Consider the following 6,625-nt stretch of genomic DNA (forward strand, 5'->3'; position numbering starts at 1 on the left):
TAGTTTGCGGGAGCCGCCGACCCTCGGGTCGGCGGCTTCTTGCATTTTAGCGCGGTTCTAATCTTCGACGGCGCAATGTATCAGGCGGTAGGCCGCCCACCCGGCGGCGCGTTGCGTGGACGACCGTGAAGGCAATCCTTAGGGCTCTCTTGGGGCGCTGGCTGGTGGTGGCTATCTCGGTGGCTGCCTGCCTGATCGGCGGCTTGGTGGTGATCGCCACATCGCCGCCCCGGTACAAGGGCACGGCCCGGGTCGTGCTCGACTACATCCAGCCCGACCCGACGACCGGCGCGGTCCTGCCGTCGAAGATGCTCGACGCCTATATTATGAGCCAGGTTAACCTGATCCGGGACTTCCAGGTCACCGGACCCGCCGTCGAGGCCCTGGGCTTCGTCGACAATCCGGACATTCAGGCCGCCTACTACGCCAATCCGCCGGCCGACGGCCGCGACCTGCATTCGTGGATCGCCGCCCAGGTGGGCGCCGCGGCCGGCGGCTCGATGATCGAGGACAGCAACATCCTCGAGATCGCCTACATCGCCTCGTCGCCCGAGCTGGCCGCTTCCGTCGCCGATGCGCTGCGGGCCGCCTACACGGAGTCGTCGGCCGCCCAGACCCGACGGGCGGCGGAAGAGCGGGCGGCAGCCCTCTCCGCTCGCGTCGAGGCCTCGAAGAGGTCGCTGGCCCAGCTGGAAGCGATGCAGAACCGTCTGGAGGACCAGACCGGCATCTCGATGAGCGAGTCGGGCCGCGACGAGGAAGCGGCGAAGCTGGAGAGCCTGATGCGACGGGGGCGCGCGCCCCTCATCCTCGACGGGCCACGCGAAAGCGCCGCGTCGATCCTCCTCGGCCAAATGGACGCCGAGATCGCGCAGGCCAGCAACACCCTCGGCCCCAACAACCCGCGCCTCGCCGCGATGCAGCGGCGACGCGCCGGACTGCAGGCCCAGGTCGACGTCGAACGTCAGCGCACCGCGTCCATGGCAAACCTCGTGGTGGCCAGCGAACAGGCGGCGGCCGCTCAAGTCCAGCAGCAGATGAACCGGGTCCTCGACGCGCGTGAACCGACGCTTCGGCTCCGTCTCCTGCAGGACGAGATCAACCGCCAGCGGACGAGCATCAACGACATGACCGAGGCGGTCATCCAGGCGCGCACGCTCTCGGCCGCGAATACCTCGACGACCACGCCGATCGGGCCGGCCGAGGCGGAGAAGGAGCCCGTCTTCCCGAACAAGCCGCTGATCCTGCTGGGTTCGGCGGGCCTGGGGCTGGTGGGTGGCAGTCTCCTGGCGATCTTTGTCGAGCTGATGGGGCGCCGGATCCGCGCCGCGCGCGACCTCGAGGCGGCCACGCGGGTCCGCGTTCTGGCCGAGATCCCCGATTACAGCCGGCCGCGACGGCGGCGTCCGCGCCGCACACAGCGCGCCGAAGCCCCGCCGAAGGACAAGCAGCCGCTCGAGCCGGCGATGGCCGCCGAGTGATGCCCAAGCTCGCGAAGCCGACCACCATTCGCAAGTCCAAGCCGCCGAAGCCGCCCAAGCCACCCAAGGCGGCGCGACGGCGAGGGCGGCCTGAGGCCGTCTGGGAGACGCCCGACGGCTACCGGATCGTCGACAGCTTGCTCGCTGGCGCCCCCGGCCGACCGGGCAGTGACGCCGTGCAGGCGTTCGCTGCGGAAGTCGTGGACACCCACGTCCGCCTCGGCCGCCGTGGCCTGGCCGTTTGCGGCGCGGCGGTCGGGGCGGGGGTGAGCTTCGTGGCCGCCAGCCTGGCCGTAGGCCTGGCGCAGGCGGGAGTCTCCACCCTGATCGTCGACGCGAACCTCGAGGCGCCATCGCTGCAGGACCTGATCAAGCCGCCGACCGACCTGCCGGGTCTTTGGGACCTGTTGGACGACGACGGCATGGACCTGCTCGACGCCGTCCACGCCCAGGTGATGCCCAATCTGTCCGTGCTGTACGCTGGGGCCGTCGCCCCGGACGCGGAGGACCGGCTCGGCACCGATCGGTTCCAGGGTGTCGTGCAGCGCTGCCTGCGCCACTTCGAGTGCACGATCTTCGATACGCCCCCCGCGAACCGCTCGACCGGGGCGCGCACCGTCGCGCTGGCGGCGGGCTATGCGCTTCTGGTGGCGCGACGCGGCGCTAGCTATGCCGACGATCTCGAGCAACTCGCCGACCAACTGGCGCAGGACGGCACGCTCGTGGTGGGCTCGGTGCTGAACCGGGCGGGCTAGCCGCCGGGCGCTACAGACCGCCCCTGATCAGGACCAAGGTCGCCGCCGTGGCCGCCGACGCCAGGCCCAGGATGCCGATCAAGGGCAGCCACCCCAGGTCGGCCTTCCGCGCCGCGCGACCGGCAGGGATCGCGGCCGCCAACGCCGGGGCGTCGAGCTTCGTCGCGCGGTAGACGAGGGCGACACTGGCGCCCAGCATGATGAACGCCAGCGGGTGGTTCGCTTCCTGGCTGAGCACCGATTTCACGACGACGTAGTTCAGGAGCGACACGGCCAGGGGAATCAGCAGCCGGATCTCGCGGTCCCGTGGGCTATCGATGACCGTCCTGGCGGCGATCCAGGCGCCGCGAAGCATGAGGCCGTAGTAGACGACGAAGCCGAGGATCCCGATCTCGAGGAGGATGCTCAGGTAGTAGGAATCGATCGTGCCGACGCCGGCGCGGTTGAAGAAGCCGAGGGTCTCGCCGCCCTGGCCAATGCCGTGGCCAATGGGGTTCTTGAAGATCTTCGGGATCGCCATCTCCCACTGCACCTGGCGGCTGTCGTTGCTGGCCTGTTGCGCGCCGTTGCCCCAGACCTCGTTGCGGATCCGACCTATGAAGAACGTGGCGGCCACAGCCCCCACGAACAGGGCCGGATAGGTAAGCACGAGCGCCGGTCCGATAAGCCCACCGGGCTCCTGCCGCCAGCGGATCAGCCCCCAGATCAGGAGGTAGATCATCACAGACGCCAGGGCCGCGACGACGCCCAGCCGCGAGTCGGTGAGGAGGATGACGTACACCGAGAGGGGCAGGAAAAGCGCCGCGAGCACGCGCAGGGCGGTGTGGTAGCGCTCGAGCGCAAAATGGATCGCGAATGGAACCGCGAGGCCAAGGAGCTCGGCGAAGCCCAGCGGCGTCGTGGAAGGGCCCTGAACGCGGTAGACTTTGGTCGCCGCCCGCGACGCGCCGGCCAGGATGCGCTGCACCAGCGGATCCTCGATCCTGAAGATGCTCGGAATGTTCCCGGCCCAGGGCACGTGGTGCAGACGGGATTCCCAGATCCCGAGAGCGCAGAGGATCGTCATCGCCACCAGCAGGGCGATGGTCCAGTGCTCGGCGAACCCCCGGCGCACGAAGACGATGGCGGCGGCGATGAAGATGATCGTCCAGTTCATCTGGGCGATGATGTAGCGGTTGATGCTTTCTCCGATATCCGCTGACAGCGGCATCGTGATCGTCTGGAGCGCGACCAGCATGATGAACAACCGCGCCAGTGTCCTGTCCGTCAGCAGGACGTCCTTGAGCTTCCGTCGGAACTCCACCGACACCGACATGCAGATCAGCAGCACCAGGATGAGCGGCACGACGATGATGCGCAGCATCGTCATCCAGGGCAGGCTGGGCAGCGCGATGGCCAGGTAGTTGGGCCAGATCAGGAGGGCGATCGTGAAAGCGAAGAGCAGGGGCTCGATGGCCTTCGAGGGCGCCTTCGCCCCCGCCGGCAGAGCCCAGACCACCAGGCCCGTGAGGATCGCCAGCGGCACCGTGAAGGGCATGATCCGCGCCGGCGCCATGACCGAGAAGTAGAAGCCGTACACGAAGCAGGCGATAGCGAGCGCGAGGATCGCCAGCATCGCCCAGCCGGGCGCGACGCCGCGCCGGTAGCCGGCGATGAGGGGTTGCGCGGCGAGCCTTTCGGGCCCGCCAGTGGCCCAGCCTTGCAGCGCTCTCCAGATGCGGTTCATGGCGAGGTCCTGCGGCGGATCGGGTCCGGCGATACGACTCCGCGCGTTGCGGTGCAAGCCGACCGGCCGTCGCAGGCGATCACGTCAGGCTCCCGTGGCGGCGCATCGGGCGCCGCGCTGGCGCGCCGCCAGGTCGTCGAGCAGGCGCTCGAGGTAGGCGATCAGCGCCTGCGGGTCGGTGGTGGCCAGCACGCGCGGCTTGTCGCGCACCTTGACCAGGGCGTCGCGCAGCTCGTCCTCCGACTTCGCCACCGAGATCAGGCCCCGGTCGGCGAACGCCTGGGTGATCTCGGACTGGTGGTCGTCGTAGTGCTCGCCCAGGTCGGCCAGCCGCGGCATGGCGATCACGTGGCACCCCTGGCGCAGCGCCGTGATCAGCGAGCCGGTGCCGCCGTGGCAGACGACGATCGAGGCGGTCTTGAGCAGTTCCTGCACGCGGTCGAAGTCGAGCGTTTCGTGTGTCTCGACGCCCTCGGGACGCGTCCCGCCTTCGCCGGTCTGGACGATGATCCGCTCGGGGATCGCGCCCTCGCGCCGCAGTTTCTCGACCGATGTCACGAGGCGGTCGAAGGGCAGGGTGGCGCCCACCGTGGCGAACAGCAGCGGCTCCTTCTCGGGCGCCGCCGTGTCGAGCTTGCGGAACGGGTCGAAGATCTTGGCGCGCGGATAGTGGCTGGCCAGGATCTGCGACTGGGCGATGAGGTCGTGGGCGAAGGGCGCGGCCAGGCGGCCGAACAGCGAGGGCTTCTCGAAACGGGCGAACGATTCGATCACCACGACGCGTGCGCCCAGGAGGCGCGCCAGGATCACAGGGAAGAAGACCGCGCCGGCGCCGGTCGAGATGATCACGTCGGGCCGCTCGCGCAGCATCACGCCCGCCGAGCGGAAGAAGCTCTTGATCGCGCGTCCGGCCATCCGGAACGGCGCGCCCAGCTTGGCCTGGCCCCAGGCGTAGTGCGGGACGAAATAGGTACGGTGCGATTTGGCCAGTGTCGCGCCCAGCGCGGTGTCCTCGGTCATGAAGAAGTGATCGTATCGCGACCACACCGCCTGCAGGTCGAGGAGCTGACGCACGTGGCCGCCGCCCGACGCCGCCAGGCAGAGCCGCAGACCGCGCGGGCCGGCCGACGACGGAGCTTGATCCTGGAGGGTGGTCGTGGCCGTCATCCCGCATCCCGCATCGCGTTACTCGGCCTATCTATCGCGTGATGGCGCGTAAAGGTCTGGTGAACCCGATCCGCCTTACTGACGCTGCGATTCACCAATCCATGGACCGTATGACCCACCAACGCCCCGCCTCGCCAACCGTCCAGCGCGTGCTCCGGGGCGAGCTTTGCACCGGCTGCGGCCTCTGCGCCTCGGCGTCGAAGGGCATCGAGATGGCGTCTGTCCCGCCCGGCTACAACCGGCCGCAAGGCGTGGGTCCGGTGACGGCCGAGGAAGAGCGCGTGATCGCCGCGTCCTGCCCGGGCGCGGTGGTGGAGCCGTGGTCGCCGGGCGCCCATCCGTACTGGGGCCCGTATCGGAGCGTGATGACCGGCGCGGCCACCGATCCCGACACCCGGTTCGAGGGCTCGTCCGGCGGTGCGATCTCCGGGCTCCTCATGCACGCCCTGAAGACCGGCTTCGTGGATCGGGTGATGCAGGTGGCTGCCGATCCGGCCGCGCCCACCCAGAACATCGTGGTCCTTTCGCGGACGCCGCAGGAGGTGCTGGTCCGCGCCGGCTCGCGCTACACCGCCTCTTCCCCGCTGGCCGGGATCGAGGACGCGTTGGCCGAGGGCGGACGGATGGCGTTCGTGGGCAAGCCCTGCGACGCCTCGGCCCTGCGTCGCCTGGGCCGCGTGGATCCGCGCGTCGGCCAGCATGTGCCGCTGCTCGTGTCGTTCTTCTGCGGCGGTATCCCCAGCCACGACGGGGTGGGTCGCATCCTCGCGGACCTGAAGGTCGAGCCCGCGGCGGTCACCGGCTTCCGCTATCGCGGCCGCGGCTGGCCGGGGAACTGCGTCGCCGAGACGCCGGACGGCGAACGCGAGATGACCTACGCCAAGAGCTGGGGCGGCTTCCTGTCGAAGGAGGTGCAGTTCCGGTGCAAGATCTGTCCTGATGCGGTGGGCGGCGTCGCCGACATCGCGTGCGCCGACGCCTGGTACGGCGACGACGACGGCTATCCCAGCTTCGAGGAGGCCGAGGGCCGCAGCCTGATCATGTCGCGGTCGGAGGCGGGCGAGCAGTTCCTGCGCGGCGCGCTCGCGGCGGGCGTCCTCGAGGCCGAAGACCTCGAGATCGGTGAGATCGACCGCATGCAGCCCTCGCAGGCGCGCCGCAAGCGCCTGGTGCTGGCGCGGACGGCCTCGCTGCCCTTCGCCCTGATGCCGGCGCCGAAGATGAACGGCCTGGCGGTGGCCGAGGCGGCGCGCCGGGCGCGGCCGCGCGAAGCGCTGCAGAACTTTCTGGGCACCCTGCGGCGCACGATCCAGGGTCGCCGCAGCCGACTGTAGCGCGGGCGCCATACTGGCAGGCGGCTTTAACTGCTAGTAAGCACCTCGTTAGGCAAGACATGGCGGGGATTGGAGCAGTTGGGGATGCGACTGAGGACGCTGGCCCTTGGGGCGGTATTGAGCGCCGGCGGGGGCGCGGCGGTCGCCCAGCAGGCGCCACAG

Annotated in this window: 5 protein-coding genes; 3 read left to right on the top strand and 2 right to left on the bottom strand. The window is 69.7% G+C overall.

Annotated features, from left to right (window positions below):
- Positions 1 to 125: 125 nt before the first annotated feature.
- Together VGD44_RS25190 and VGD44_RS25195 are read left to right on the top strand one after the other, a co-directional pair.
- Entirely contained in the window at positions 126 to 1,481 is a 1,356-nt protein-coding gene (locus VGD44_RS25190; protein ID WP_331091305.1) for a hypothetical protein, read from the top strand.
- Positions 1,481 to 2,236: a hypothetical protein gene (locus VGD44_RS25195; RefSeq protein WP_331091307.1), complete on the top strand. Its 756-nt coding sequence runs from the start codon at positions 1,481 to 1,483 to the stop codon at positions 2,234 to 2,236. The genes VGD44_RS25190 and VGD44_RS25195 overlap by 1 nt, the downstream gene beginning before the upstream one ends.
- Before the next feature lie 10 nt (positions 2,237 to 2,246).
- Here the strand turns inward: VGD44_RS25195 and VGD44_RS25200 are convergent, their stop codons facing one another.
- On the bottom strand, positions 2,247 to 3,962 hold the full coding sequence (locus VGD44_RS25200; RefSeq protein WP_331091309.1) for an O-antigen ligase family protein: 1,716 nt from the start codon (positions 3,960 to 3,962) through the stop codon (positions 2,247 to 2,249).
- Positions 3,963 to 4,046: 84 nt separating this feature from the next.
- Positions 4,047 to 5,129 carry a beta-1,4-glucuronosyltransferase WelK gene (welK, locus tag VGD44_RS25205; RefSeq protein WP_331091311.1) on the bottom strand — a complete coding sequence of 361 codons (1,083 nt, stop codon included), beginning with the start codon at positions 5,127 to 5,129 and terminating at the stop codon, positions 4,047 to 4,049.
- 110 nt (positions 5,130 to 5,239) lie between these two features.
- Between welK and VGD44_RS25210 the strand changes: the two genes are divergently transcribed.
- On the top strand, positions 5,240 to 6,463 hold the full coding sequence (locus VGD44_RS25210; RefSeq protein ID WP_331091314.1) for a Coenzyme F420 hydrogenase/dehydrogenase, beta subunit C-terminal domain: 1,224 nt from the start codon (positions 5,240 to 5,242) through the stop codon (positions 6,461 to 6,463).
- Positions 6,464 to 6,625: the final 162 nt, after the last annotated feature.

The sequence above is a fragment of the Phenylobacterium sp. genome (assembly GCF_036402295.1).
Taxonomy (GTDB): domain Bacteria; phylum Pseudomonadota; class Alphaproteobacteria; order Caulobacterales; family Caulobacteraceae; genus Phenylobacterium.

Excerpts from the sequence above, each read along its gene's own strand:
- VGD44_RS25195 (WP_331091307.1), top strand. The coding sequence starts at position 1,481 with ATGCCCAAGCTCGCGAAGCCGACCACCATTCGCAAGTCCAAGCCGCCG.
- VGD44_RS25200 (WP_331091309.1), bottom strand. The coding sequence starts at position 3,962 with ATGAACCGCATCTGGAGAGCGCTGCAAGGCTGGGCCACTGGCGGGCCC.
- welK (WP_331091311.1), bottom strand. The coding sequence starts at position 5,129 with ATGACGGCCACGACCACCCTCCAGGATCAAGCTCCGTCGTCGGCCGGC.
- VGD44_RS25210 (WP_331091314.1), top strand. The coding sequence starts at position 5,240 with ATGACCCACCAACGCCCCGCCTCGCCAACCGTCCAGCGCGTGCTCCGG.